This is a genomic window from Mesorhizobium sp. M1D.F.Ca.ET.231.01.1.1, assembly GCF_003999155.2.
Classification (GTDB): Bacteria; Pseudomonadota; Alphaproteobacteria; order Rhizobiales; family Rhizobiaceae; genus Mesorhizobium.
In genome coordinates this window covers 348,264-372,486 of record NZ_RZOZ02000005.1, presented here as the reverse complement: position 1 = coordinate 372,486, position 24,223 = coordinate 348,264, and the positions used below count along the sequence as shown (strand labels likewise).

The 24,223-nt window shown below is 64.1% G+C and carries 26 protein-coding genes and 1 other RNA gene; 13 read left to right on the top strand and 14 right to left on the bottom strand.

Translation table 11 applies throughout. From position 1 onward, the window contains the following. Positions 1-6 precede the first annotated feature (6 nt). Entirely contained in the window at positions 7-525 is a 519-nt protein-coding gene (locus EN874_RS16735; RefSeq protein WP_127425723.1) for a dihydrofolate reductase, read from the bottom strand. After that, complete coding sequence (locus EN874_RS16730; protein ID WP_127425722.1) at positions 525-1,538, bottom strand: DUF4424 domain-containing protein; 1,014 nt, start codon at positions 1,536-1,538, stop codon at positions 525-527. The genes EN874_RS16735 and EN874_RS16730 overlap by 1 nt, the downstream gene beginning before the upstream one ends. 189 nt (positions 1,539-1,727) lie before the next feature. Here EN874_RS16730 and cobF point away from each other — a divergent pair, with 189 nt between their 5' ends. Continuing rightward, positions 1,728-2,501, top strand: coding sequence for a precorrin-6A synthase (deacetylating) (cobF, locus tag EN874_RS16725; RefSeq protein WP_127425721.1), 774 nt, complete (start codon positions 1,728-1,730; stop codon positions 2,499-2,501). Positions 2,502-2,520: 19 nt separating this feature from the next. On the opposite strand, the gene EN874_RS16720 is transcribed toward cobF, so the two are convergent. From EN874_RS16720 to modA, 4 genes are all read right to left on the bottom strand, one after another. Then, positions 2,521-2,862, bottom strand: a complete 342-nt coding sequence (locus tag EN874_RS16720) for a winged helix-turn-helix domain-containing protein (protein WP_066990897.1) — start codon at positions 2,860-2,862, stop codon at positions 2,521-2,523. Between the two features lie 85 nt (positions 2,863-2,947). Next, positions 2,948-4,060, bottom strand: a complete 1,113-nt coding sequence (gene modC, locus EN874_RS16715; protein ID WP_127425720.1) for a molybdenum ABC transporter ATP-binding protein — start codon at positions 4,058-4,060, stop codon at positions 2,948-2,950. After that, complete coding sequence (modB, locus tag EN874_RS16710) at positions 4,057-4,761, bottom strand: molybdate ABC transporter permease subunit (protein WP_127425719.1); 705 nt, start codon at positions 4,759-4,761, stop codon at positions 4,057-4,059. The genes modC and modB overlap by 4 nt, the downstream gene beginning before the upstream one ends. 19 nt (positions 4,762-4,780) lie before the next feature. Beyond that, complete coding sequence (gene modA / locus EN874_RS16705) at positions 4,781-5,575, bottom strand: molybdate ABC transporter substrate-binding protein (RefSeq protein ID WP_127425718.1); 795 nt, start codon at positions 5,573-5,575, stop codon at positions 4,781-4,783. A 166-nt stretch (positions 5,576-5,741) separates the two neighbouring features. On the opposite strand from modA, the gene EN874_RS16700 reads away from it, so the two are divergent. Next, the gene (locus EN874_RS16700; protein WP_127425717.1) at positions 5,742-5,951 is read left to right on the top strand and encodes a molybdopterin-binding protein; all 210 of its coding nucleotides are present in this window, start codon (positions 5,742-5,744) and stop codon (positions 5,949-5,951) included. Between the two features lie 36 nt (positions 5,952-5,987). Here EN874_RS16700 and EN874_RS16695 read toward each other — a convergent pair whose 3' ends face one another. Next, on the bottom strand, positions 5,988-6,782 hold the full coding sequence (locus EN874_RS16695; protein WP_127425716.1) for a thymidylate synthase: 795 nt from the start codon (positions 6,780-6,782) through the stop codon (positions 5,988-5,990). Between the two features lie 144 nt (positions 6,783-6,926). Further along, complete coding sequence (locus EN874_RS16690; protein ID WP_127425715.1) at positions 6,927-7,238, bottom strand: DUF2853 family protein; 312 nt, start codon at positions 7,236-7,238, stop codon at positions 6,927-6,929. A gap of 168 nt (positions 7,239-7,406) precedes the next feature. On the opposite strand from EN874_RS16690, the gene ssrA reads away from it, so the two are divergent. Further along, positions 7,407-7,767, top strand: a transfer-messenger RNA (tmRNA) gene (gene ssrA, locus EN874_RS16685). A 149-nt stretch (positions 7,768-7,916) separates the two neighbouring features. Here the strand turns inward: ssrA and EN874_RS16680 are convergent. Then, a complete protein-coding gene (locus tag EN874_RS16680) occupies positions 7,917-9,122 on the bottom strand; it encodes a multidrug effflux MFS transporter (protein WP_127425714.1) in 1,206 nt (401 codons plus the stop codon). Positions 9,123-9,307: 185 nt separating this feature from the next. On the opposite strand from EN874_RS16680, the gene EN874_RS16675 reads away from it, so the two are divergent. The 4 genes from EN874_RS16675 (at position 9,308) to EN874_RS16660 (ending at position 11,085) form a co-directional block, all read left to right on the top strand. Continuing rightward, a complete protein-coding gene (locus EN874_RS16675) occupies positions 9,308-9,988 on the top strand; it encodes a TetR/AcrR family transcriptional regulator (RefSeq protein WP_127425713.1) in 681 nt (226 codons plus the stop codon). Positions 9,989-10,105: 117 nt separating this feature from the next. Beyond that, the gene (locus EN874_RS16670) at positions 10,106-10,642 is read left to right on the top strand and encodes an SspB family protein (protein WP_126088525.1); all 537 of its coding nucleotides are present in this window, start codon (positions 10,106-10,108) and stop codon (positions 10,640-10,642) included. Positions 10,643-10,651: 9 nt separating this feature from the next. Beyond that, entirely contained in the window at positions 10,652-10,849 is a 198-nt protein-coding gene (locus tag EN874_RS16665) for a DUF4169 family protein (protein WP_126088524.1), read from the top strand. An 8-nt stretch (positions 10,850-10,857) separates the two neighbouring features. Next, positions 10,858-11,085 (top strand): ribbon-helix-helix domain-containing protein, encoded by a 228-nt coding sequence (locus EN874_RS16660; RefSeq protein ID WP_126088523.1) that lies wholly within the window; start codon positions 10,858-10,860, stop codon positions 11,083-11,085. A 6-nt stretch (positions 11,086-11,091) separates the two neighbouring features. Here the strand turns inward: EN874_RS16660 and EN874_RS16655 are convergent, their stop codons facing one another. Next, positions 11,092-12,894: a chloride channel protein gene (locus EN874_RS16655; protein WP_127425712.1), complete on the bottom strand. Its 1,803-nt coding sequence runs from the start codon at positions 12,892-12,894 to the stop codon at positions 11,092-11,094. Between the two features lie 189 nt (positions 12,895-13,083). Between EN874_RS16655 and EN874_RS16650 the strand changes: the two genes are divergently transcribed. After that, complete coding sequence (locus tag EN874_RS16650) at positions 13,084-13,515, top strand: MarR family winged helix-turn-helix transcriptional regulator (RefSeq protein ID WP_127425711.1); 432 nt, start codon at positions 13,084-13,086, stop codon at positions 13,513-13,515. 52 nt (positions 13,516-13,567) lie between these two features. Here the strand turns inward: EN874_RS16650 and EN874_RS16645 are convergent, their stop codons facing one another. Then, positions 13,568-17,560 (bottom strand): AsmA-like C-terminal region-containing protein, encoded by a 3,993-nt coding sequence (locus EN874_RS16645; RefSeq protein ID WP_127425710.1) that lies wholly within the window; start codon positions 17,558-17,560, stop codon positions 13,568-13,570. A gap of 208 nt (positions 17,561-17,768) precedes the next feature. On the opposite strand from EN874_RS16645, the gene EN874_RS16640 reads away from it, so the two are divergent. Beyond that, positions 17,769-18,740: a Dyp-type peroxidase gene (locus tag EN874_RS16640; protein ID WP_127425709.1), complete on the top strand. Its 972-nt coding sequence runs from the start codon at positions 17,769-17,771 to the stop codon at positions 18,738-18,740. Positions 18,741-19,277: 537 nt separating this feature from the next. Here the strand turns inward: EN874_RS16640 and EN874_RS16635 are convergent. Then, entirely contained in the window at positions 19,278-20,696 is a 1,419-nt protein-coding gene (locus EN874_RS16635) for an FAD-linked oxidase C-terminal domain-containing protein (RefSeq protein WP_127425708.1), read from the bottom strand. A gap of 164 nt (positions 20,697-20,860) precedes the next feature. Here EN874_RS16635 and EN874_RS16630 point away from each other — a divergent pair, with 164 nt between their 5' ends. Both EN874_RS16630 and EN874_RS16625 read left to right on the top strand, forming a co-directional pair. Beyond that, a complete protein-coding gene (locus EN874_RS16630; protein WP_127425707.1) occupies positions 20,861-21,346 on the top strand; it encodes a thioesterase family protein in 486 nt (161 codons plus the stop codon). A 145-nt stretch (positions 21,347-21,491) separates the two neighbouring features. Then, positions 21,492-21,707 carry a hypothetical protein gene (locus EN874_RS16625; RefSeq protein WP_127425822.1) on the top strand — a complete coding sequence of 72 codons (216 nt, stop codon included), beginning with the start codon at positions 21,492-21,494 and terminating at the stop codon, positions 21,705-21,707. On the opposite strand, the gene EN874_RS16620 is transcribed toward EN874_RS16625, so the two are convergent. Next, positions 21,693-22,169, bottom strand: coding sequence for an Lrp/AsnC family transcriptional regulator (locus EN874_RS16620; protein ID WP_127425706.1), 477 nt, complete (start codon positions 22,167-22,169; stop codon positions 21,693-21,695). The genes EN874_RS16625 and EN874_RS16620 overlap by 15 nt on opposite strands. A gap of 88 nt (positions 22,170-22,257) precedes the next feature. On the opposite strand from EN874_RS16620, the gene EN874_RS16615 reads away from it, so the two are divergent. Continuing rightward, a complete protein-coding gene (locus EN874_RS16615) occupies positions 22,258-23,175 on the top strand; it encodes a DMT family transporter (protein ID WP_127425705.1) in 918 nt (305 codons plus the stop codon). 9 nt (positions 23,176-23,184) lie between these two features. Here EN874_RS16615 and EN874_RS16610 read toward each other — a convergent pair whose 3' ends face one another. Continuing rightward, positions 23,185-24,072 carry a dienelactone hydrolase family protein gene (locus EN874_RS16610; protein ID WP_127425704.1) on the bottom strand — a complete coding sequence of 296 codons (888 nt, stop codon included), beginning with the start codon at positions 24,070-24,072 and terminating at the stop codon, positions 23,185-23,187. On the opposite strand from EN874_RS16610, the gene EN874_RS33710 reads away from it, so the two are divergent. Continuing rightward, positions 24,071-24,223: a hypothetical protein gene (locus EN874_RS33710; protein WP_168247506.1), complete on the top strand. Its 153-nt coding sequence runs from the start codon at positions 24,071-24,073 to the stop codon at positions 24,221-24,223. The two genes, EN874_RS16610 and EN874_RS33710, sit on opposite strands and share 2 nt — an antisense overlap.

Sequence of the window (24,223 nt, the reverse complement as noted above, 5' to 3'; positions counted from 1 at the left end):
TCCTCGTCACCGACCGTCGCCTCGACGCTCGTAGACCGTGTAGCGCGTCGCGTGGCTGTCCTTTTCGCCCGCAGGGAAATCCTCGGATCGCATGATCCGCCAGATCGCCGGGTCGATCGGCGGAAAATGAGCGTCGCCATCGACCGCGGCCAGCACATGGGTGACATGGAGACGATCGGCGACCGGCAAGGCCTGGGCATAAATCTCGCCGCCGCCAACCACGCAGATCTCCTCGGCACCCGCCATGCAGCGCCCGCGCACCTTGGCCAGCGCGATCGCCTCGTCCAGCGAGTGGGCGACCTCGATGCCCTCGGCGCGCCAGTCCCTGGCGCGCGTCACCACGATGTTGAGCCTGCCGGGCAACGGCCGGCCGATGCCCTCGTAGGTCTTGCGGCCCATGATGATCGGCTTGCCCATCGTGTCGGCCTTGAAGCGCTTCAGGTCGCTGGACAGCCGCCACGGCAGCCCGCCTTCGCGTCCGATCACGCCATTCTCGGCAATGGCGACATAGATCGCGATTTCCATCAGCCGCCGTTCCCGCCATTGTCCGACGGCTCGAGCAGCAAGATGTCGATGTTGCGCTCCGGATAAAAATCCTTGGCCGTCATCTCGAACGTCGTCGGGCCGACCTTGCGGACGTTATCGCCGCAGAAGGAAACCAGATTCCTGGCGTTGCCCTTGTCGATCGTGAGCTTGAAATTGCCGATGCTGCCGGACGCCCAGTTGCCGCCCGTGGTCAGGACGTAAGCGATGCGGCTTTCGAAATATTTCGGATAGCCGTCGGGATTTTCCTTTGCTGTCTTGCGCACCGCATTCTCGAACGCCTGGTCCATGCAGTAGCGGGTCTTGTAGCTGTCGTACTGCCCCTGGAACTTGCCGGCGTAGTAGAAGCTGACCGATGACGTGCCGCCGACGCTGGGCTTATAGCGGTGCGAGACATGGACTTCCTTGTTGGCCGGGAAGGTCGAGCGCCACCAATAGGTCGAGCGCAACTGCCAGAACGGCGCGTAGGCGGTTTGCATGCCCGAGCCGTCATCGGCGGTGTCCTCGATGACGATGCCGCGGTTTTCCCAGTCCTCGGCGACATCCTTGGGCAGTTTGGCCAGCGCCGCCTTGGCCGCGTCGCCGAAGGGATAGAGCGGCACGCCCTGCGCCTTGAGCTCGGCGGTGATGTCGATGCCCAGCGCAAAAGCCTTCTGTTCGAGCTGCGGCTTTGCGTCGACGCCGTCGATCGTCACCTCGAAGCCGAGGAAATTGTCGCTCTGCGCTTCCGGAATCGCTGGCATCTCGTTCGGATCGCCCTCGATATCCGGCATCGGGAAGGCGACGATGGCGCTGACGTCCTTGTCGGTGTTGTTGCGGAAGACGTAGTCGACGGTCACCTTCTCCGGCGAGATGAAAAGGTTCTCGCTTTCCATGGCGACGGCGTCGCTGCGCGACAGGATCAGCCCGCCGGTACCCAGTTCGGCGACGGAATCGTTGGCGAAGGCCGGCGCGGCCAAAAAAGCCAACGCTGCGGTGAGGATAGTGCGGAACATGAATCCCCCTCTCGACGGCAATACCGGGACCACCCCGATGCGCGCTTCCATCTAGAGCAATTCCACGAAAACTAGCTAGGGCAGTTCAGCGTTTCTGCCAAACGATGGACTGCGTTTCAAAGTCCTTTGCGTTCTGGCTGCCTGCGCCCGTCTGGACACCGGCTGCCCGATCGGGCAGGAAAAGCTTTCATGCGCAAGCTTCTCGTCATCGGCATCGGCGCCGGCAATCCCGAACACATGACCGTACAGGCGATCAACGGCCTGAACCGGGCCGACGTGCTGTTCATTCCCGACAAGGGCGCCAAGAAGAACGATCTCGCCAAGCTCCGCCGGCAGATCTGCGACCGTTTCGTCTCCAACCCGCAATCGCGCCGCGTCGAGTTCGATGTGCCGGTTCGCGCGGAGCCGACATCGTCCTATCGCGTGACGGTCGACGACTGGCACGAAGCGATCGCCGAGATCTATGAGGGGTTGATCCGCGATGAGCTGACCGAAGACGGCTGCGGCGCCTTCCTGATCTGGGGCGATCCTTCGCTCTATGACAGCGCGCTGCGTATCCTGGAGCGCGTGCGCCACAGAGGCAATGTCGGTTTCGAGCTCGAAGTCATTCCAGGCATCACCGCCATCCAGGCGCTGGCAGCCTCCCACGCGACGGCGCTCAACCGCATCGGCGATTCCATTCTCGTCACCACCGGCCGGCGGCTGACCGAAGAAGGGCTGCCGGCCAACGCCGGGAGCGCGGTGGTCATGCTCGACGGCAAGTGCGCCTTCAACACGCTGGCCGACCCGGATGTCTTCATCCAGTGGGGCGCCTATCTCGGCACGCCGGACGAGATCATCATTTCCGGACGCTTAGGCGATGTCGGCCCCGAGATCGAAAGGGTCCGTGAGGAAGCCCGGCGGAAAAAGGGCTGGATCATGGACACCTATCTGCTGCGCAAGCCCGGCGAACCGGAAGAATAGGCGCTCCAAAAGGCCACGGTCAGCCGGCGTCGATCTCGGCCTGCAACGCCTGCATATGAACCGCGGCCGCAGAAGCCGCCGCGCGCTCAATGGCCCTGAAGCGGCTGACGACGGCGAGGCCGACCGCGGTCAACTGCGCGCCGCCGCCTTTCCTGCCGCCGGTCTGCGCCGCGACCAGCGGCTTGCCGAACACCCGGTTCATGTCCTCGACCAGATCCCAGGCATGCTTGTAGGACATCTCCATGCCGCGCGCCGCGGCCGAGATCGAGCCAAAGGCGGCGATTTGCTCCAGCAACTCGATCTTGCCCGGACCAATTCGCCCGTCGGGGTCGAGATTTATTCGCAGGCTCAGCGATGGCATCTCTCGTTCTCCGCGATCATGTCGAGATTACCCCCTCTGCCGCAATATCGCTATTCCAAAGCAACATAGCGATATTGCCCTTTCGTCAACCATCAGCCTCTTCCGGCAATCCGGGAACGGTCGTCGCACTGTCGAAGCTCACCGTCTTGATTACCGCGAAGACCTTGCGGCCGAGCGCGAGGCGAAGGGTGTGTTTCGACTGTTCGGTGATGCGCGCCAGAACGATCGCACCATTGCAATCGATGGCAATCTCCACCGTCGGGCCAACGCCCGGCCTGACCGCGGCGATCGTTCCCCCCAAGATGTTGAGCGCGCTGAGGCCCGCCGGCTGTTCGGTCGCGATCATGACGTCGCGAGCGCGGATGCGGAGCCGCACCAGAGCCCCCGCTTGCCGTGGCAGGCGCGGCACGCGGATATCGCCCGCCGGCGAGCCGAGCACAGTCATGCCGAAAGCCTCGTCGTGACGCAGCACCCTGGTGTCGAGCACCGCGCCACCCTCGCCGCGCTCCTCCGCCGGCAAAAGGTCGAGCCGCTGCATGATCGCCTCGGTCGGGCCGAAAGCCGCGACCTTGCCTTGCGAGAGAACCACCACGTCGCTCGCCAGCCGCGCCACCTCGGCGACGGAATGGCTGACATAGGCGATGGGGATTTTCGTCTCGTCGCGCAGCCGCTCGATATAGGGCAGGATCTCGGCCTTGCGCGCTTCGTCGAGCGAGGCAAGCGGCTCGTCCATCAACAGCAGTTTCGGGCTGGCAAGCAGCGCACGCCCGATCGCCACGCGCTGCTTTTCGCCCCCCGACAGTTTCGCCGGCCGCCGGTCGAGCAGATGGCCGATGCCGAGGAGTTCAACCACCGCGTCCATATTGGCGTAGCGCTCGGAAGGCGGCGTGAACCAGCGGCCATAGCGCAGGTTGCCGGCGACGCTCATATGCGGGAAGAGTCGAGCATCCTGGAAAACCGTGCCGATCCGCCGTTTGTGCATCGGCACGAACACGCCGGCGGCGGTGTCGACCAGCACGCGGCCGTCGATCGCAATCCGCCCCTTCTGCGGCCGGATCAACCCGGCAATCAGGTTGATCAGGGTCGACTTGCCCGACCCCGAAGGCCCGAACAGCGCCGTCAGCCGGCCGGCGCTTTCGAAATTCGCCTCGACGGCGAAATCGCCGAGGCGATGCATGATGTCGACCGAAAGCGTCATTCGATGTCCATCCGCCGGCCGACCCGCCGCGCAAGGACCTCGGAAGCCACCAGTGCGACCATGGAAATGACGACCGAGATCAGCGTCAGCCTGAGCGCGCCCGCATCACCGCCCGGCACCTGCGTGAAGGTGTAGATCGCCGAGGGCAGCGTCTGCGTCTCGTTGGGGATGTTGGAGACGAAGGTGATGGTGGCGCCGAACTCGCCCATCGCCTTGGCGAAGGAGAGTATCCCCCCGGCGATCAGCCCCGGCAGGGTCAACGGCAGCGTGATGGTGGCAAAGACCCACAGCGGATTGGCGCCGAGCGTGCCGGCCGCAGCCTCCATCTTGCGGTCGACTGCCTCGATCGACAGCCTTATTGCCCGCACCATCAGCGGAAAGCCCATGACGCCGCACGCGAGCGCCGCACCCGTCCAGCGGAACGAAAAGACAATGCCGAAATGCTCGGCGAGGAAAGCACCGGCAGGTCCGCGACGGCCGAAGCTGAGCAGGAGCAGATAGCCGGTCACCACCGGCGGCAGGATCAACGGCAGATGCACCAGCCCGTTGAGCAGGGTCTTGCCCCAGAACCGGCCCCGGGCCAGCAGCAGCGCGATCAGTATGCCCGGCGGCAGGCTTGCGATCATCGCCACCGTCGCCACCCTGATCGACAGCCGGACCGCATTCCATTCGTCGGGAGTGAGGTCCAGCAGCCAGTTCATATGCGGTGTAAGGTCTCTCTCAGTTGCTCGGCGCGAGCACCGTAAAACCCTGTTCCTTGAAGAGCGCGGCGGCCTTGGCCGACTCGACGCATTTCAGGAAGGCAGCCGTATCGTTGTCCTTCGAATCCGCCGTCTGGGCAATCGGGTAGATGATCGGCGGGTGCGAATCCTCGGGGAAGGTACCGACGACCTTCACGCCCTTTTCGGCATGGGCGTCGGTGGCGTACACGATGCCGAGCGCGGCCTCGCCCGTCGACACCAGCTTGAGCGCGGCGCGGACATTCTCGGCCTGCGCGACCTTGCTTTCTACCGAGGACCAGACGCCCAGCGATTCCAGCGCCGCCTTGCCGTACTTGCCGGCCGGCACCGCCTTGAAGTCGCCCATGGCGAGCCTGCCGTCGCCGATGAGCCTGGCGAGGTCGAAACCCTTTTCCACCTTGGTTTCGACCTTGGAATCTTTCGGCGCCACCAGCACGATCTGGTTGCCGAGCAGCTTCACTTCGGTGTCCGGCTTGGTCAGCTTCTTGTCGGAGAGATATTTCATCCAGTCGAGGTCGGCCGAGACGAACACGTCTGCCGGCGCGCCGCGCTCGATCTGCTTGGCCAGCGCCGAGCTCGCCGCGTAGGAGATGGTCGCCGCTTCGCCGACCTCGGGCTCGCAGGCCTTGTTGACCGCATCGAGCGCGTCCTTGAGGCTCGCCGCGGCGAACACGACCACCTTGTCGTCGGCATGGGCTGCAGGCACCGCCGCCATCAGCGCCGCCGTGAGCCCGCCGATGGCAATTGCCCTCAATCCAAAACCCTTCCCCGTCATGAAATCTCTCCCTGTTTTGAAAATCCGTTCGGCCCAATGCCTTTGATCGATATATCCGGATGAACATAACAAGAAAAGGCCTTTTACCCTCCTCGCCATTGTATGACAGGGTGTTCCCAGCCTACGATGGAGCCCGTTCGATACAGCGATGGCCAAGGAGAGGCAGATGAAGATCAGCGCCCGCAATATCCTGAAGGGCAACGTCACCGAAATCGCCAAGGGAGCGACCACCTCGCATGTCAGGATCGACATTGGCGGCGGCGCCATCGTCACCGCTTCGATCACGAATGAAGCGGTCGCCGATCTGCAGCTCGAAAAAGGCAAGCAGGCTTATGACGTGATCAAGGCTTCGGGCGTCATGGTCGGCACCGATTGACGATACTGGAGCGCGCTGGCCGCGGCCGGACCGGCCTTATACCGCGATCGGCGCCTTGATGGTTGCGTCCGCAAAATAGTTTTCGAGGCGGAAATCCTCGAAACGGAAGGCAAAAAGATCCTGCACGTCCGGGTTGATCCACATCGTCGGCAGCGGCTTCGGCGTGCGCCGCAGCTGCTCGCGCGCCTGCTCGAAATGGTTCGAGTAAAGATGCGCGTCGCCGAGCGTATGGACGAAGTCGCCTGGCTTCAGACCGGTCACCTGTGCAACCATCAGCGTCAGCAATGCATAGGACGCAATGTTGAACGGCACGCCGAGGAAGATATCGCCAGAGCGCTGGTAGAGCTGGCAGGAGAGCCGGCCCTCCGAGACGTAGAACTGGAACAGGCAGTGGCAGGGCGGCAGCGCCATCGCTTCCACCTCGGCCGGGTTCCAGGCCGAAACGATCAGCCGCCGCGAATTGGGATTCTTGCGAATCTCCTTGAGAAGGCCCGCGATCTGGTCGGTCTCGCCGCCATGCCCGTCAGGCCACGAGCGCCACTGCTTGCCGTAGACAGGCCCGAGATCGCCATTCTCGTCGGCCCATTCGTCCCAGATGGTGACGCCGTTGTCGTTGAGATATCTGATGTTGGTGTCGCCGGCCAGGAACCACAGCAGCTCATGGATGATCGACTTCAGGTGCAGCTTCTTGGTGGTGGTGACCGGGAAGCCGCGCGAAAGGTCGAAGCGCATCTGGTAGCCGAACACCGAGCGCGTGCCGGTACCGGTGCGGTCGCCGCGGTCGGTGCCGTTTTCCAGCACATGCTTTAGCAGGTCAAGATATTGGCGCATCGGCTCCGCCTCGATTCGGATGGCAGATGATCATAGCCGACTGGCTGTCGGTCGAACACTGTAAAGCCGGTCACTGATGTGGATGATACGCCAGAAAGTCCAGGATGCCGGCACGATATCGTGCCGGCTGCGGACGGCTATGCCTCAGAGGGAACCGAGTTTGCCCAGATCCTTGGCCACCAGATAGTAGAAGGTCACGCGACTCTTGGTGTTGTCGGCCGCCATCGCCTTGCAGACCTTCTCGATCGAGGCGTCGGCCTTCTTGGCGTCGGCGACACCGAGCTTCTTGCCGGCCCAGTTCTCCCGGACCCGCTCTAGCTCGTTCGGGTCCGTGCAGGAGACCAGCGAGGAATCGCGGTTCCTGAGCGCTATGCCCAGATGCTTGACGATCTTATCGACCGCGTCGGCGCTGGCGCCGGCATCGTATTTCTTCACATCCGCAAGATAGTCGGCCATCGAACTTCCCCTCGTCGGCGCCACTGATCCGATGGATGAGGCTTGTGGCGCGCCGCGCAACCTGTGCGCTAGGTCAGAGACTCCTCATCACCGGCGGAGCTTCGATTGAGTGAGCACGCAAGTCAACCCTCGGCTGTCGCGTTTGGCGCCGGGGACAAGTGCCGGTTTGGCCTTTCATTTTCCATGATCGGTCCCTATATTCGCTTCGTCGGCTTGACCGACTATGGCGATAAACAGGCGATGAAATAAGCCGTTCGGACCCGGGGGCGGTACCCGGCGCCTCCACCAAAAACCGCTCTGGGTGACGGAGCGGCTTTTGCTGGGGGCGAAATAGGATCGACGAAGGTGTAAAGATCGTACTTTTGCCCGGCATTGTACCACCGTCATCGGGCTAAACTTATAGTTGCCAACGACAACTATGCGGAAGCTCGTCTCGCCGCTTAATGCGGTGCGAACGCTTCAAATCAAGCCCTAGAGGTTCGCACTTCTAGGCGGGGTTCGGAGGTACCTGGCAACAGAAACCTCCACCTTCTCCCTCTCTTTTCTTTCATCCGAACCCGCCTGAACGGCGGTGCCCGGTGCGCAGCGTACGCGCCGTCCTGCCCTCGATGCACCCGGTCTGTCGCGGACATGAAAAAGGCCGGGCATGCCCGGCCTTTCCCGATCTTTCGTGCGTTCTTACTCCGCCGGCGCTTCGACCGCCTCCCGCACTCGGCCAAGCGTGACCTTGGCCAGCGTGAACGAAATCACCGCGCAGAGCGTGATGCCGGCAACCATCGGCAGCGGTGTGCCGTCGAAGAAGAGCCCCGCTACGCCCATGGCCAGCGCGCCGATGGCGAAGTGCAGCGTGCCCATCAGCGCCGAGGCGGTGCCGGCGATCTCGCCATGCTCTTCCATGGCCAGCACGGAAGTGGTCGGGATGACAAGGCCGAGGAAGCCGTAGCCGACGAACAGCAGCGCCGCCATCACGTCGAGCCGGTCGACACCGGATGCCATGACGGCGAACAGCGCCACCATCACCGTGGCGTAGCCGGTCACCGCCACCCAGACCACGCGCTTCAGACCAAAGCGGTCCGCCAGCATCCCGGTCAGCTGCGACATGCCGATGAAGGCGACCGCATTGATCGAGAAGAAGACGCTGTAGACCGACGGCGACAGGCCGTAGTGGTCGATCAGGATGAAGGACGAGCTCGACAGATAGACGAAGAAGCTCGCAATGCCGAAGCCGGCGATCGCCACCAGTCCGAGGAAGTTGCGGTCGCCCATCAGGTAGCGGTAGCCAGCCAATGCCGTGCCGAAAGACGATCCGGCGCGCTCCTCGACCGACCGCGTCTCTTTCAGCGAGGTGGCGAGCAGGATGGTGGCTAAAGCCGCGGCGCCCGTGACCGTCCAGAACACGGCGCGCCAGCCGAAGCTCTCGATGATCTGGCTGCCGGTTAGCGGCGCCAGGATGGGCGACACCGAAAACACCAGCATCAACAGCGACATCAGCTTGGCGGCCTCGTTGCCGGTGTGCAGGTCGCGCACGATGGCGCGCGGAATGGCCATGCCGGCGCTGGCGCCGAGCCCTTGCAGGAAGCGGAAGGCGATCAGCCATTCGATGGTCGGCGCCATGGCCGAGCCGACGCCGCCGACCATGAACAGCGCGAGGCCGGCATAGAGCGGCAGCTTGCGCCCGACCATGTCGGAGATCGGGCCGACGACGATCTGGCCGAAACCCATCGACAGGAAGAAGATCAAGAGGCTCATCTGGACGGCGGCAGTTCCGGCGTGCAGATCCTCGCCGATCGACGGCAGCGCGGGAAGATACATATCAATGGCGAAGGGGCCGATCGCGGACAACAAGCCGAGCACGACCGCGATGCGGAGGAATTTGGGACTCATGATAGGGCTTCTTTCGGATCTGGTTGGCGCCACGAAATCGGCGTCTAACCCCAGGACGTTCGATCCCGCGGAATTCCGACACCCAAGAGCAAAATCATTCGTCTCCCGGAGCGGATTTCCATTTGTTATGTCCACAAATTTAGACAGGCTTGTCCAATTCGTCAATCGCCGCTATATAGATTTTTATGAGGCCCGGCGTTTCTCCTGACACTTTCCCGCCACGCAGCCATGAGGCCAAGCGCATATCGGTGGTCGATGCCGCAGCTTCCGTGTTCTGCAGGGAAGGCTATGCCGGCGCCAATATCGACCTGATCGCGGCCGAGGCCGGCGTCTCGCGCCAGACCGTCTATAATCACCATGGCGACAAGGAAAAGCTCTTCATGGCCGTCGTGCGCGACCTGACGGAGCGCTGCAATGCCGGCATCTTCGCCACCTTTGCAACCTTTCCCGACCAGCCTGCCGATCTCGAATCCGATCTTGTCGCCTTTGCGGTGCGCATGAACCGCAACTGCATCTGCAACCGCGACGGCCGCTTCCTGCGCAAGCTGATCCAGGCCGAGGGCGAGCGATATCCGGAGCTTTTTGCCGAGTGGCGCGAACAGGGACCAGGCCGCACCTGGTCGGCGCTTGCCGCCCGCTTCGCGCGGCTTGCCTATGCCGGACACCTGTCGATCGACGATCCGGACGTGGCGGCCCGCCAGTTCATTGCCCTCGTCAACGCCGAGTTGCAGACAACCTTCATGCTCGGCGGCATGCCGACCGAAGAGGAGGTGCTGCGCTCCGCCACCAATGGCGTGCGCACCTTCCTTCGCGCTTTCGGATCGCGGAAAACAACTGTCAGGCAGGCCGCCCTCGCCCGCGCCTGAGCGATCAAATCGCCGCCACCCCCTCTTGGCCTCGGCGTTAGGCGCCTATATGCGGTTTACGCCGCGCTCAAGCTTGATTACAGCTATGCGGACGATTCAACGGAACCCGACCGTCACATGGCCGACGACCACATCCGCTATGACATTCTGGCCCAGGAGGCATTGCGCGGCGTCATGCGCAAGGTCTTGGCCGAGGTCGCGCGCACCGGTCTTCCGGGCAACCATCATTTCTTCATCACCTTCCTGACCGGCGCGCCGGGCGTGCGCATTTCCTCGCGGCTGCGCGAGCGTTATCCGGAGCAGATGACCATCGTCATCCAGTTCCAGTACTGGGATCTGAAGGTGACCGATACCGGTTTCGAGGTGGGGCTCTCCTTCTCCGACGTGCCTGAAAAGCTCGAAATCCCCTTCTCCGCCGTGCGCGGTTTCTACGACCCATCGGTGAATTTCGAACTGGAATTCGACGTCAAGGCGGAAGGCGCGGCGGAAGATGACGATGCCGCGCCTGCCTCCGAACTGCCGGTTGCCGTCGTCGCCGAAAAGAAACCGGAATCGAAGAAAAAGACCGCCGAGGCCGAGAAGAAGCCGGCCGTCGCCGATACCGGCGGCAAGAGCGCCGACGTGGTTTCGCTCGACGCCTTCCGCAAGAAGTGAACCGGGGACATGGGCGAGGTCATCAATCTCCGCCAGGCCCGCAAGCAGAAAGCGCGCATCGAGAAGCAACGCCTGGCCGGTGAGAACCGGGCATTGCATGGCCGCTCCAAGGCCGAGCGAGAGCGTGACCGGCTGACGTCCGACAGGACGGAAAAATTCATGGACGGCCATCGCCGCGAAAAGCCCGGCGATCCGGACGGGCGCTGAGCGCCCCGATGGCTGCCGTTGAAAAGCGCTCGGTGACGATCCGCGGCCACCGCACCAGTTTTTCCCTGGAGCAACCTTTCTACGATGACCTCGTCACGATCGCCGCGCAGCGCTCGATTTCGCTGGCGGCCCTTGTTGCCGAGATCGACGAGACCCGAACCCGCGATGCGAACCTGTCTTCGGCGCTGCGGCTCTACGTGCTGGCCTGGGCCAAGCGCGGCGGCAAGGCGTTTTGAGAGGTCTCAGGCCGGGTCGCTGACGCTCCGCGGCGCCTTGCGCCTGGCGCCGAAGCTGAGCAAGGCCGATCGGTCGCGTTCCTCCGCCTGTTTTTTCGACCGCACCCGCATCAGGTCCTTCCAGCCGATATAGCCGATGAGCCGTGCATCCTCGCGCGAGACGACCGGAAGATGCGAGACGTTGGCCGTGAGCAGCTTGTCGGACAGCCCTTCCAGATATTCGTCCGGATAGGCGAGCGTGACCTTGCTGCCGGTCAAAAGCTCGCCGAGCGTCGCCTTGCGATGCTTGCCGGCGCGGCGCCAGCGCAGGATCGCCGGCGGATCGATGAGGCCGAGCACATGCCCTTTCCCATCGATCACCGGAAAGCTCGGATGCCGCGTATCCGGCGCGGTGAGGAATGCCGCCGCGCCATGCAGCGTCATCGTTGCCGGCACGCTCTCGACCTTGGTCGTCATCACTTCGCGCACTCTGGTCAAGGCGAAGGGATCGACCCGATACTCGCGAACGAGGTGATGTCCGCGCCGCGCTACCTTTTCGGTCAGGATCGAGCGCTTCATCAGCAGCACGGTGACGGCATGGGCGCTCGCGCAAGCCGCGATCAGCGGCACCAGCATATGGGTGTTGCCGGTGAGCTCGACCGCGAAAAAGGTCGCGGTCAGCGGCGCGCGCATGGTGCCGCCCATGGTCGCGGCCATCGCCAGCAGCGGCCAGAAGCCGGGCGTCGCCTCGGGCAGGATGCCGGTAAGCGCAGCGCCCATCGCGCCGCCCATGATCAAGAGCGGCGCCAGCACGCCGCCCGACGTCCCCGAACCCAGCGCCACCGACCAGATGATGGCCTTCACCACCAGAAGCGTCAGCGCGGCCGCCGCGAGGATATGGCCATCCAACATGTTGGCGATGTTGTCGTAGCCGACGCCGAGCGCCTGCGGTTCGATCAGTCCGCCGATGCCGACCACGAGGCCGCCGATCATCGGCCACCACATCCAGTGTATCGGCAGTTTCTGGAAGACGTCCTCGCAGGCATAGACCAGCTGCGTCAGCAGGCACGAAAGAAGCCCAGCGGCAATGCCGACCAGTACCCATCCGCCCAATACGGCGATCGACGCCTCCATGCTGCCCGAGAACGGGAAGATCGGACCCGGCAGGTGCAGCAAGGTGCGTTCGACTTCCGCAACGATCGCGGCGACGGCGACCGGGATGAAACTGCGCGGCGTCCATTCGAACAGGAGCAGTTCGACGGCGAGCATGATGGCTGCGATCGGCGTGCCGAAGACGGTCGTCATGCCGGCCGCGGCGCCCGCCACCAGCAGCGTCTTGCGCTCATTGTCGCTGACCGGCAGCATCTGCGCGATCAGCGAGCCGATCGCGCCGCCGGTCATGATGATCGGACCCTCGGCGCCGAACGGTCCGCCGGAACCGATAGAGATCGCCGACGACAACGGCTTCAATACCGCCACTTTGGCGTCGAGCCGCGAGCGCCCGAGCAGGATCGCCTCGATCGCTTCGGGAATGCCGTGGCCGCGGATCTTCTCGCTGCCGAAGCGCGCCATCAGCCCGATGATCAGCGCGCCGATCACCGGAACGATCACGGCGGCATAGCCGAGCGGCGTGTCCTCGAGTCTCAGTTCCGCCAGCGAGAACTGGCCGAAATAGGCAATGTTGGTGGCAAGCCTTATCAGCTTCAGCAGCACGATGCCGGCAAACAGCCCGGCGGTCGCGACCACGACCGCGATCGCGGCGATGAGCAGCACTCTTGGATCGGTGGTGAAGTCGCGGAGATGGCTGTTTCCGGCATGAGCGGATTTCATTGGAACCTGAGCTTTCTGGTGGCGCGATACCGTCCGGTTGTCGGGCGATTACATATCGTACCACGATATAAATCTTCAAGGGCGTTTCTCGATCGTCGGTCCGCGTCATTTTGGACAAGGATCTCACCAGGCCGCTCTCGAGCCTTCGCAGGAGTTGAGCTTTCGCCGGAAAGGTCCATAAGTCGGAGAATGACGCCGCCGAAAAAATCACGCCCCGCCATCAGCCAGGTCGACTATCAGCGGCTGTCGCAGTTCCGCTATCTCATCCGACGCTTCCTTGAATTCAGCCAGCTTCAGGCGAATGAGGCGGGCTTGACGCCGCGCCAGCACCAGGCGCTGCTGGCGATCAAGGGCTATCCCGGCGGCGGACCTGTGGCGGTCGGTGACCTGGCGGAGCGGTTGCGCATCCGCCACCACAGCGCCGTCGAGTTGGTGAACCGGCTGAGCGAGGCCGGACTGGTCATAAGGGATCAGGACAAGGCCGACAACCGCCGCGTGCTGCTGCAGCTAACGCCTCTTGCCGATGACCGGCTCGCCGAATTGTCGGCCGCTCACCTCGACGAGCTTTCGCGCATCGAGCCTATGCTGCAGCGCCTGCTTTCGCGGCAGGAGCCGGTCTGAGCAACAAGGCAACAAGCCAAATGCCGAACCGGCTGCCGATTTGGCGGACAAGTCAACCGCCGTCCAGCGATTTCAAGAGATTGTCGATGGTGAATGGATTGGCCTTCGGCTTGGGCGGCTCCGGGGCGGAACTGTCGTTGACGCCGGGAAGCGACCGGTCGACTTTTGGCGTCTGCTCGGCCGCCTTGCGTTCTGCTTCCAGCCTCGCCTGCTCGGCCTTCCTGCGTTGCGCCTCGGCCTGGGCCTTTGCCTCGTCCGCAGCCCGTTGTTCAGCCTTTGCCTTGGCGGCGGCTTCCGCTTCAGCCTTTGCATCAGCTTCCGCCTTGGCGCGCGCCTCGACCTCGGCCTTAGCCTTGGCGTCGGCCTCCGCCTTGGCCCTCGCCTCTTCCTCGGCCTTGGCTTTCGCCTCTTCTTCCGCTTTGGCCTGAGCCTCCGCTTCCGCCTTAGCCTCAGCCTCCGCCTCGGCTTTCGCCCTGGCTTCAGCTTCGGCCTTCTGCCGCGCCTCCTCCTCTTGCCGGCGCAATTCCTCGGCCGCCCGGTCGCGCTCCATCTGCAGGGCAGCGTAGTAGCGGACCTCGCGCCGCAGCCTCTGCTTCTCGAGCAGTGCCGCCTGCATCGCCTCAACCCGCTGCTGCTCTTTCTCCAGCGCGCGCTGGGTCAGGAACTGCGCCAGCGGCGCGCTGTCGAACTGGCGCGCCATCGCCCCGAGCGGGCCGGCGAGGCTGAAATTCACGGCCGGCTCGGAGCCGACCAGCGCCTCGTCGCCTGGCCGGTAGGTGATCGCGCCCTTTGCTGTGACGGTGCTGGCGCTGAGGTCAGCCATCACGTCCGCCGACAGTGTCGCCGCCGGGTTGTCGAGGCTGATCGGCGGCGCCCGCAGCGTGCCGTTGGCAACGGTGAAGGCGATGTCGGTGTCACCGGCCGCGAAACTGCCCGCGCCGGTGATATCAGGCGCGAAGCTCTCGGTCTTGGCGGCATCGATGTCACGTCCAACTGCATCCGCCTTGGCGATGATAGGGGCTAAGGCATCGGGATTGATGCCGGCGATGGTCAGCCCCTTCAGTGCTGTCGTGCCGGACCCGGACAGCGCGGCGATCATCGCGTCGACCGACTTGCCGCTGGTCGACAGCGCCGCCGAAATGTCGCCGTTGCCGCTGACCCCTGAACCCGGCAGCACTGCCGAAAGATCGCTGCCGGCCAGTCTCAACTGCCCCGAAAACAGGCCCGTGCCGTCGGTGTTCTTCAGCTCGAACAGGCCGGTCAGCGCGCCGCCATAGAGCTTGGCCTTGAGGTCCGAGACATGGATGCCTTCCCGGTCGAGCTTCAGCGACAGCGTCGCATCATGCGCGGTGGCGAACGGTCCGGCGGCAAACGCAGCCGTGTTGAGGTCGAGATCGGCGCTGAACGGCAGGGTCGACTTCTGGCTGAACGGCGTGGTTGGCCAGCCGCCGCCTTTCGCGGCAAGGAAGGACTGATCGCCGAACAGCGACACGGCCAGCGGATCGAGGTCGAGTTCGTCGAGCGCCAGCGCGCCGGCAAGATGCGGCAGCCCATCCTTGCTGTCGACGTTGACGTCGCCCGACACCGCGGCCTTGTTGATCGCGCCGGTCAGCCCGCTCAGCACCAGAAGCCCATTGCCGAAATCGGCATCGGCGGCAAGCGATGCCGACGTGCCGGTGCCCATGCCGGGCAGCCCGACGCCGGTTGTTATCAGCCACGGTTCGATGTCGGCGGCGTCGAGGTTGACCTTGCCCTTGGCGGTGGCGCCTTGCTGCGTCTCGGCGACGGTCCCGTCGAAGCTCGCCCTGAAATCGTCGGCCGTGAGATTGAAGCTGGTCGCCAGACCGCCGCTGAGCGAGCCTTTCGCCGAGAGATCGGTGCTTGCCTGTCCAAGCATGCCGAGCGGCAGCGCCGGCAGGCCGTAGAGCGCCAGCAGCGTGGCGGCGTTCTCGTTCCTGGCGTTGAAGGTCAGCGCTACCGGCGCATCCAGAAGCCGATCGGCGGTACCCTTGCCCGAGAGCGAAGCCGAGAAGGCGGAGCCGCCGGCCCTGCCTTGCGCGGAAAGCGCGAGCCCGGTGGTGCCGTCGCCATTGTCGGCCGCACTCGTCACCAGGTCGATGCGGGCGTCCTGGAACAATTCGGGATAAGCAGATACGCGGCTGGCCAGACCCTTCAGAAGCTGATTGTCCGGATAATGCTGCGCCGCGACATCGATGAGCGGCTTGAGATCCACCGCCACGACGGATGCGTCGAGCTTGCCGGTCGGGCTTTCCGGAAAGTCCTTGATCCGCCCTGTGGCGCTGATCGAGGCGCCGGCAAGCCCGCCGACCGAGAGCCGGTCGATCTCGAGCAGTCCCTCACGCAGCCTCAACGCCGTATCCACCGTGTCGGCGCTCAAGCCGCCGGCGCTGACCGGGCCCGCCTTGATCTGGAAATCGAGATCGCGGTCGGAGAAGCGGTTGGCGCCCTTGTCGCTGACGAAGATCGAGGCGAAGGCCGCCAGCCCGTCGACGTCGAGCTCGCCGCCCTCCAGCCGCATCAGCACCGATGGCCTGGCGCCGTCGGGCTGGCTGGAATCGATGCTGCCCGAGAATTTCGCCTTGCCGAGGATGAGCTCGAGATCGCTGAAGGACTGCCGGTTCGCGCTGAGATCGACCTTGGCCTTGAAGCCCGCCGCCGGCAGACGGCGGATCGCGTCGTCGACATCCTTCGACAGCCAGGCGGCGAAACCGGACGGCTGGCCGACGGCAAGCAGCAGGGAGCCCGTGAAGCCGAAACGGTCCTCGACACTCAGCATGCCGTCGGCTTCGAGCGTCGCGCGGCCCGGCAGCGTCGCGGCAAGCGACTTCACCGACCAGCCGCCCTCGACCGGCTCTGCTGAAAGCCGCACGTCGCGCACCGTCGTGTCGCCCGCCACCACCGCCGGCAGCCTGACCTCGACCGTGCCCGGTATCGTCGGCTTCGGCATGTGCAGCAGCGTCTGCTCGAACGCCGCGATGCGCTGATCGAGCGTCAGCCCGGCTCCGGCGGATGCGCCCACCGCCTCGTCGAACTGCACCTGCGCGCCGCTCGCTTCGATCGAGAAATGCGGCTTGAGGCCGAGATCGACCGCGGCCTTGCCATCCGCGGTGTAGGGATTGTCGAGCGGCCCGGTCTCGAAGCGGAATTCGTCGACGCCGAGCTTCTGGTGATCGAGAGCGAATTTGCCGTTCAAACGGAACCCCGGATCGGGCCTGCCGGTGCTGACCTTCACAGGCTCGCCCTCGGTGCCCCGCAATTCGGCCGTGTTCCCGTCGGCCCCGCTCTTGTCAGAGGCCGAAACCTTGAACTGGCCGGAATAGACCGCTGCGCCCCTGACGATGCCGGCATTGCCGTCGGTCTCGATGATAAGCGGATAGGCATCCGGATCGGCCTTCAGCCTGAGGCGCATTCGGCCATTTGCTTCCACCCTGCCGGTGGAGGCCGAGACGTCCGTGCGCAGGCCGTCGAAGCGCAGCGTGCCGTCCATCCGCCACGGTCCGGCAAGCGACTTGGCCGAAACGGTCGAGTTGATCTCGGAGATAAGATGGCTGCGCCCGCCGGCGGCATGGCGCAGTTCGATCTGCCCTCCTGTCACCGTCAGCTTCTCGATCGCGATCTGGCCCGGATCGAAGGGCGTCGACGGCCGGATGGCCCAGTCGACCGTGCCATCGCCGGCGACGTCGATCGTCGCCTTCGGATGCACCAGCCGCATGTCGAAGATCAGCAACTCGCCGCGCAGGAAAGGCGCAAGCTCCGCATCCATGGAGAAGGTCTCCATCGTCATCGCCGGCTGGCCGCCGGGGCCGCCGGCGACCTCGACGTTGGAAAAGGTCACCGAGGGGAACGGCAAAAGCCGCGCGGTCGCATCGCCTTTCACGATCACCTTGCGGCCGAGGATAGTGCTCGCCTCGCGCTCGAAATCGGCGCGGTAGCCGGTCCAGTCGACGAAATACGGCACCACCAGCGCCGCGCACAGCACCAGCACGAACAGCCCACCGAAGATCACGAACAGGCGTGCGAGCATTTTCTCCCCGGATTGAAGTCAGCCGCACTCTACCCGCATCCGCGTGTCGATAAAGAGGCAATTCGCCGGCGCCGGCATGCGATCAAGGGGCGGCGTACGCGATTGCGCCGCTGCTCGCGGTCGCGATATCATTCGGGGCACGCTCAATCTCTGCGGCCATGCCGGCCGCGATCGTCCGAACCAAATCGTCAAACGCGGAGCATTCCGGATGTCAGGCAAGAACTGGGACAGGGTGCCGATCGACGCCCAGAGCGTCGATGCCCCGCTGTCGCTCGCTGCGGTCTTCCTCGTCGTCCCGGTCGGCAGTGATCGGGCGGTCCTCTCCAAGGTGGCCTCGGTGCTCGGCGGGCTTGACGATCTCGTCAAGAATGTCGGCTTCCGCGACCTGTCGGGCCGGTTATCATGCATCGCCGGCATCGGCGCCGACCTCTGGGCGCGTCTTTCCCCGGACTGGCGGCCGCGCGAACTGAAAGCCTTTGCGCCGATCAAGGGACCGGTGCATTCGGCGCCCTCGACGCCGGGCGACCTCCTCTTCCATATCCGTGCTGAACGTTCCGACATGTGCTTCGAGTTCGAGCGGATCCTGCTGGACAGCCTGGAGGGCAGCAGCATCACCGTCGTCGACGAGGTCACCGGCTTTCGCTATTTCGACGCGCGCGACCTGCTGGGCTTCGTCGACGGCACCGCCAATCCGACCGGCCTCGACCTGCCTGCTTCGGCCCTTGTCGGCGACGAGGACGCCGAGTTCGCCGGCGGCAGCTATGTCGTCGTGCAGAAATATCTGCACGATCTCGGTGCCTGGGCGGAAACGCCGACGCATGTCCAGGAGGAGATCATCGGCCGCACCAAGATCGACAACATCGAGATCGATGATGACGACAAGCCGCGCAAGTCCCACAAGTCGCTCGCCACGATCGAGGACGACGCCGGCAACGAATTCGACATCCTGCGCGACAACATGCCCTTCGGCCGGCCGGGACAGAAGGAGTTCGGAACATACTTCATCGGCTATACCCGCTATCTGTGGGTGATCGAAAAGATGCTGCAGCGCATGTATGTCGGCGAACCGCCGGGCGCCTACGACAAGCTGCTCGACTTCTCGACGCCGCACACCGGCACGACCTTCTTCGCGCCCACCCGACCCATGCTGCAGAAGCTGGCCGACGGCGCGCAGGAATGAACGGCTTCGCTCGTACGCAAGCCTCCGTCCGAGGTGCACGAATTGCCTATCGCTTGTACCAGTGCGGCCAAGACCGCTCCTTGGCGCACGCTTACCGAAAAATCCCCGGCGATGAATTCGACCGTTGAATCATGAAATGTCAGTATGAAATGCCGATAGCCTGAAAACAGCTCGGGAAAGTGGGACGGATGAACCCGGTTCGCTTTCTCGAAGGATTCTACCCACGAGGAATTTCGAACTTCGAATGCGGAATAGGGCCGTAGGCCTAGTCGATACAGCCGATGCCCGGCGATGGCTTCATCGTTGGGCGGACCAATTGAACAGCGAGATATGGCTCCGCCGCCAGGATCGCGACGGACTGATCACCAGTCGCGGGCGAAACGGAACGCGCATTGCTTCCGTCAAATGCCGGTCCGGGACGTTAACAAGATAGGCGATCAAAAGCCGCTCTTCATCCGCGAAAACGCGTGGCAACGGAGCGCCCGCCGACGATAGCGGTAGGTCAACCGGCGCAAGGCTTTCGGTTGCGGACATGACTTAGTGACCGGCTCCGGGCAAGATCTTGCCGGGGTTCATGATGTTCAACGGATCGAGCGCCTGCTTGATCGTGCGCATGACGTCGACACCGTGACCGAGCTCGTGGCGCAGGAAACCGACCTTGCCTTGGCCGATGCCGTGCTCGCCGGTGCAGGTGCCTTCCATGGCGATGGCGCGCATGTTGAGCCTGGCGACGAATTTTTCGGCGAGCGCGATCTCTTGCGGGTTGTCGACGTCCATCAGCACCAGCACGTGGAAATTGCCGTCGCCGGCATGGCCGACGATCGGCGCGATCAGGCCCATCTCGGCGATATCGGCCTCGGTTTCGGTGACGCATTCGGCGAGCCGCGAGATCGGCACGCAGACATCGGTCGAAAGCCCCTTGGCGCCGGGGCGAAGCGTCAGCGACGACCAGTAGGCGTCGTGCCGTGCCTTCCACAGCTTCGTCCGTTCCTCGGCGACGCTGGTCCACAGGAACGGTCCCCCGCCCTGTTCCTCGGCGATCATGCCGAAGGTTTCGGCCTGTTCGGCGACGCCGGCATCGCTGCCGTGGAATTCGACGAACAGGCACGGGCTCTCCGGATAGTCGAGCTTGGAATAGTTCTTCATCGCCCGCATCTGCAACGCGTTGACCAGTTCGATGCGCGCCACCGGGATGCCCATCTGGATGGTCGCGATCACCGTGTTGCAGGCGGCCTCCAGGCTGGGGAACGGGCAGACGCCGCCCGAGATCGCCTGCGGAATGCCCTGGAGCCTCAGCGTCAGCGAAGTGATGATGCCGAGCGTGCCTTCCGAACCGACCAGCAGTCGCGTCAGGTCATAGCCGGCGGAGCTTTTCTTCGCCCGCTTGCCAGTCGTCACCGCTTCGCCATCGGCCATCACCGCCGTTAGCGACAGCACGTTCTCGCGCATGGTGCCATAGCGCACGGCGTTGGTGCCGGAGGCGCGTGTCGCCGCCATGCCGCCGAGCGAGGCGTTGGCGCCGGGATCGATCGGGAAGAACAAGCCGGTGTCGCGCAGATGCCGGTTAAGGTCCTCGCGCGTCACGCCGGGCTCGACCGTGCAGTCGAGATCCTGCGGATTGACCGAAAGGATGCGGTTCATCCGCGAGGTGTCGATCGAGATGCCGCCGCCCGGCGCATTGGTATGGCCCTCGAGCGAGGAGCCGACGCCAAAGGCGATCACCGGCACGCGATGCGCGGCGCAGGCGCGCACGATCTCCTGCACCTCCGGTGTGGTTTCAGCAAAGACCACGCCGTCCGGCGCCTGGGTCGGGATATAGGTGGTGGTATGCGCGTGTTGGCCGCGGATCGCCTCGCCGGTCTGGAAGCGCTCGCCGAAGCGCTGCTTGAGGATGCCGAGCACAGTGGCGATCCCTTCCTCGTTGCGCTCGATGGGATTGAGGTCGCTCAAAGCCATGAATTCCTCCGCGAATGGACCAGCGGCCACTCTTGCCATGCAGCTATGGATGATGCCTAAAGCAATTCCGGGAAAAATGTGAAGCGGTTTTCCGTCCGGAATTGCGCCGGAACAAGAGAACCCCACCAGCCACGCCCTGTCCAGCGACGATCAAGGAAGACCAGATGCCAATTCCCGCACCGATCATTTCCGGCCCGATGGCGATCGAGAAAGACTGGATCGACTATAACGGCCATCTCAACATGGCCTACTACAACGTGCTGTTCGACCGCTGCTCGGACGAAGCCTTCGAATTGATGGGCATGGGCCCGAACTATGCCAAGGAGCGCCGCCTCACCATCTACACAGCGGAAGTCCATGTCTGCTACGTGCAGGAGCTTCATCTCGATCATAAAGTGAACGTCTCGTTCCAGCTCATCGACCATGACGAGAAGCGGCTGAGGGCCTATCAGGAAATCCGCCACGTCGACGGCTGGCTGGCCGCCACATCCGAGCAGCTCTCGCTGCATGTCGATATGGCCGGGCCGAAGGTCGCCCCCTTCCCGGCCGATGTGATGGCAAAGGTTGAAGCCATGCGCGCCGTCCACGCCGCGCTGCCGATGCCTGAGCGTGCCGGCCGTTCGATCGGCATCAAACGCAAGGGCGCTTGAAGCACCCGGACGCCCGCGTTAACCTTACCAAGGTTTTAACGTGAACAACTCACTTGAGTCCGTTGAACGACTCAGTGGCGCGTTCGAAAACCGCCGCACCGGTTTACGCGCGGGCGGCAGGCGGAATGCGGTGCGAGGACAGTGCATGAAAACCGACATCAAGGTCGAAGTGGAGCGGTTGGCGGCCGATCCACGCATCACCGACTATGATTTCTGGCGATCGCTGAAGAACGTCAACAACGAGATTTTTCACATCGCCAACAACAACGAGCCCATTCCCTTCGACATGATCCGCTGGCGCGCGATTCTCAAGCAGGCGCGCATGAAGCGCGGTCACACCGAGCCCTCAGCGCTCCCTTAGACCGCGAAGCGGCGAGCGCGGCTCTACCGGCGACGACTGGATGATGGCGGTGTTGGTCATCGCATAGGGAATGATCCTGTCGATCACCCGCTCCAGTTCGGCGACCGAGCCGACATGCGCCAGCGCGATGAAGCAGTCCTCGCCGGTCACCCGGTCGCATTGCGCGATTTCCGGCAGCTCGCGGATGACATCGGTTACGACGGCGAGTTGCCCGGGCACCGGCCGGATCCGCAGCCATGCCGATAGCTTCATGCCGAGCGCCGCCGGATTGATCCTCATCGTATAGGCCTCGATCACACGGTTTTCCTGCAGCTTGCGGATGCGCTCGGCAACGCTCGGCGCGGAGAGCCCGACGGCACGCGCCAGCTCAGCCGTGCTGGTACGCGCATCCTTTTCCAGCAACCGCAGGATTTTCAGGTCCGCCGCATCCAGCGCCGGATTTTCGTTTCGAAGGCGTTTCAAGAGAATTCTCTTTCTTCAGAAAGTGAACGGCCATCAAAGCCATTTATCGCTCATATGAACTGTAAAGTTCGCCTGCGATAATGATCAAATGAACTCCAAAGCGCAAGTTCGCACGACAAACCGGACCGCTGGCGACGCCGACGCCGCGCGCCCTGCCCTCGCCGGGCTGGCCAATACGCTGCCGCCGCATGTCTGGTTCTCCATCAGCGCCATCTTCCATTATCTCGGGCCGGCCTTCGCCGTGCTGCTGTTCGCCCAGGTCGGCGTGCTCGGCATGGCTTGGCTGCGCATCGCCACCGCCGCGCTCATCTTCGCGCCGCTCACCAGGCCGTGGACGGTCTTCGCCCGCGCCGACCGCTCGAGCCGCCTGCTTCTGTTGGCCCTCGGCGCCTGCCTGGCGGTGATGAACTGCGCCTTCTATCTGGCCCTCGACCGGCTGCCGATCTCGCTGGTCGCGGCGATCGAATTCGTCGGCACGATCGGCGTCGCGCTCGTCGGCCTCAGGAGCCGGCGCAATGTCGCGGCGCTCGCCGTCGCCGTCGCCGGCACCTTGCTGCTGATCGACATCAAATGGTCCAGCGATCCGATCGGCCTGTTCTGGGCCTTTCTCAACGGCGCGCTGTTCGTCGGCTACATCGTGCTGGGCCACCGCATGGCCCAGACCCGAATAGGCATTGCCGGCCTCGGCACGGCCATGGCGATCGCCTTCCTGGTCGTGTTGCCCATCGGCTTCAGTGAGGCGTTGCCGGCCTTTTCGGCCCCGCAACTGCTGATCGCCGCCATCGGCGTCGGCATCTGCTCCTCTGTCATTCCCTATGTCTGCGACCAGCTCGCCATGGCGCGGCTGCCGCGCGCGAGCTTCGCCTTGATGCTCTCGCTCCTGCCGCTCACCGCGACGCTGATCGGCGTCATCGTATTGCGGCAGGTTCCGAGCCTCACCGATTGCCTCGGCATCGCGCTGGTCGTGGCGGGCGTCGCCATGCACAAGCCCGCGACTGATGCCTAAGTCGCTCAGTCACACCAGTTTCTCTTTCAGAAACGCGATCGTCCTTCCCCAGGCGAGATCCGCCGCCTTCTTGTCGTAGCGAGCGGCCGAGGTGTCGTTGTTGAAGGCATGGTTGACGCCGTCATAGACATAGACGGTGTACTCGACATGCGCGGCATCGAGCGCCTTCTTGTAGGCATCGATGCCGGCGTCGATGCGCTCGTCCAGCCCGGCATAGTGCAACAGCAGCGCCGCCTTGATCTTCGGCACGTCCTCGGCCTTCGGCTGCATGCCGTAGTAGGCGACGCCGGCGCTGAGGTCCGGCGCATTGACGGCAAGCGTGTTCACCGTGCCGCCGCCCCAGCAGAAGCCGACCGCGCCGACCTTGCCGTTGCCGTCCTTATAGCCCTTGAGATAGGCGACCGTCGCGACACCATCGGCAACGACTTGGGCAGGGTCGAGCTTGGTGAACATGTCGCGCGCCTTGTCCTCGTCGGCGGGCGTGCCGCCGAGCGGCGACAGGAAATCCGGCGCCAGCGCGACAAAGCCTTCCAGCGCCACGCGCCGGGCGACATCGCGGATATGCGGGTTGAGACCCCGGTTCTCATGGATGACGATGACAGTTCCAACCTTGCCGGATCGATCTGCCGGCCTGACCAGGTAGGCCTTCATCTCGCCGCTGCTGCCGGGAAAGGTGATGTCCTCGCCCTTCACGCGCGGATCGTCCTCGGCGACGATCGCCGCCTTGGCCGAATTCGCCGCCAGTATCGGCGCGATCGCCGCGGCCGCGGCGCCCGATCCGGCGAGCGTGGTCAGTTGCTCCATGAAACGCCGCCGGTCGAGCGTCAGATGCGTGTATTCGTCATAGGCATCGATCATCGCCTGGGTGATGACGGGCTTTGCGAGAGGTTCGGTCATGGCTCTCCTCGACGGCTGTCCGATGCGCAAGATAGGGTTGGAACGCGCGCGGTCCAGTCATCCGTCGGCGAAGGTGCTGGTCCAGAAATACGATGTGATGGCCGCCGGACCCGACCTCACCAATCAGGTGCTCGGGCAGGTGCCTGGCTGA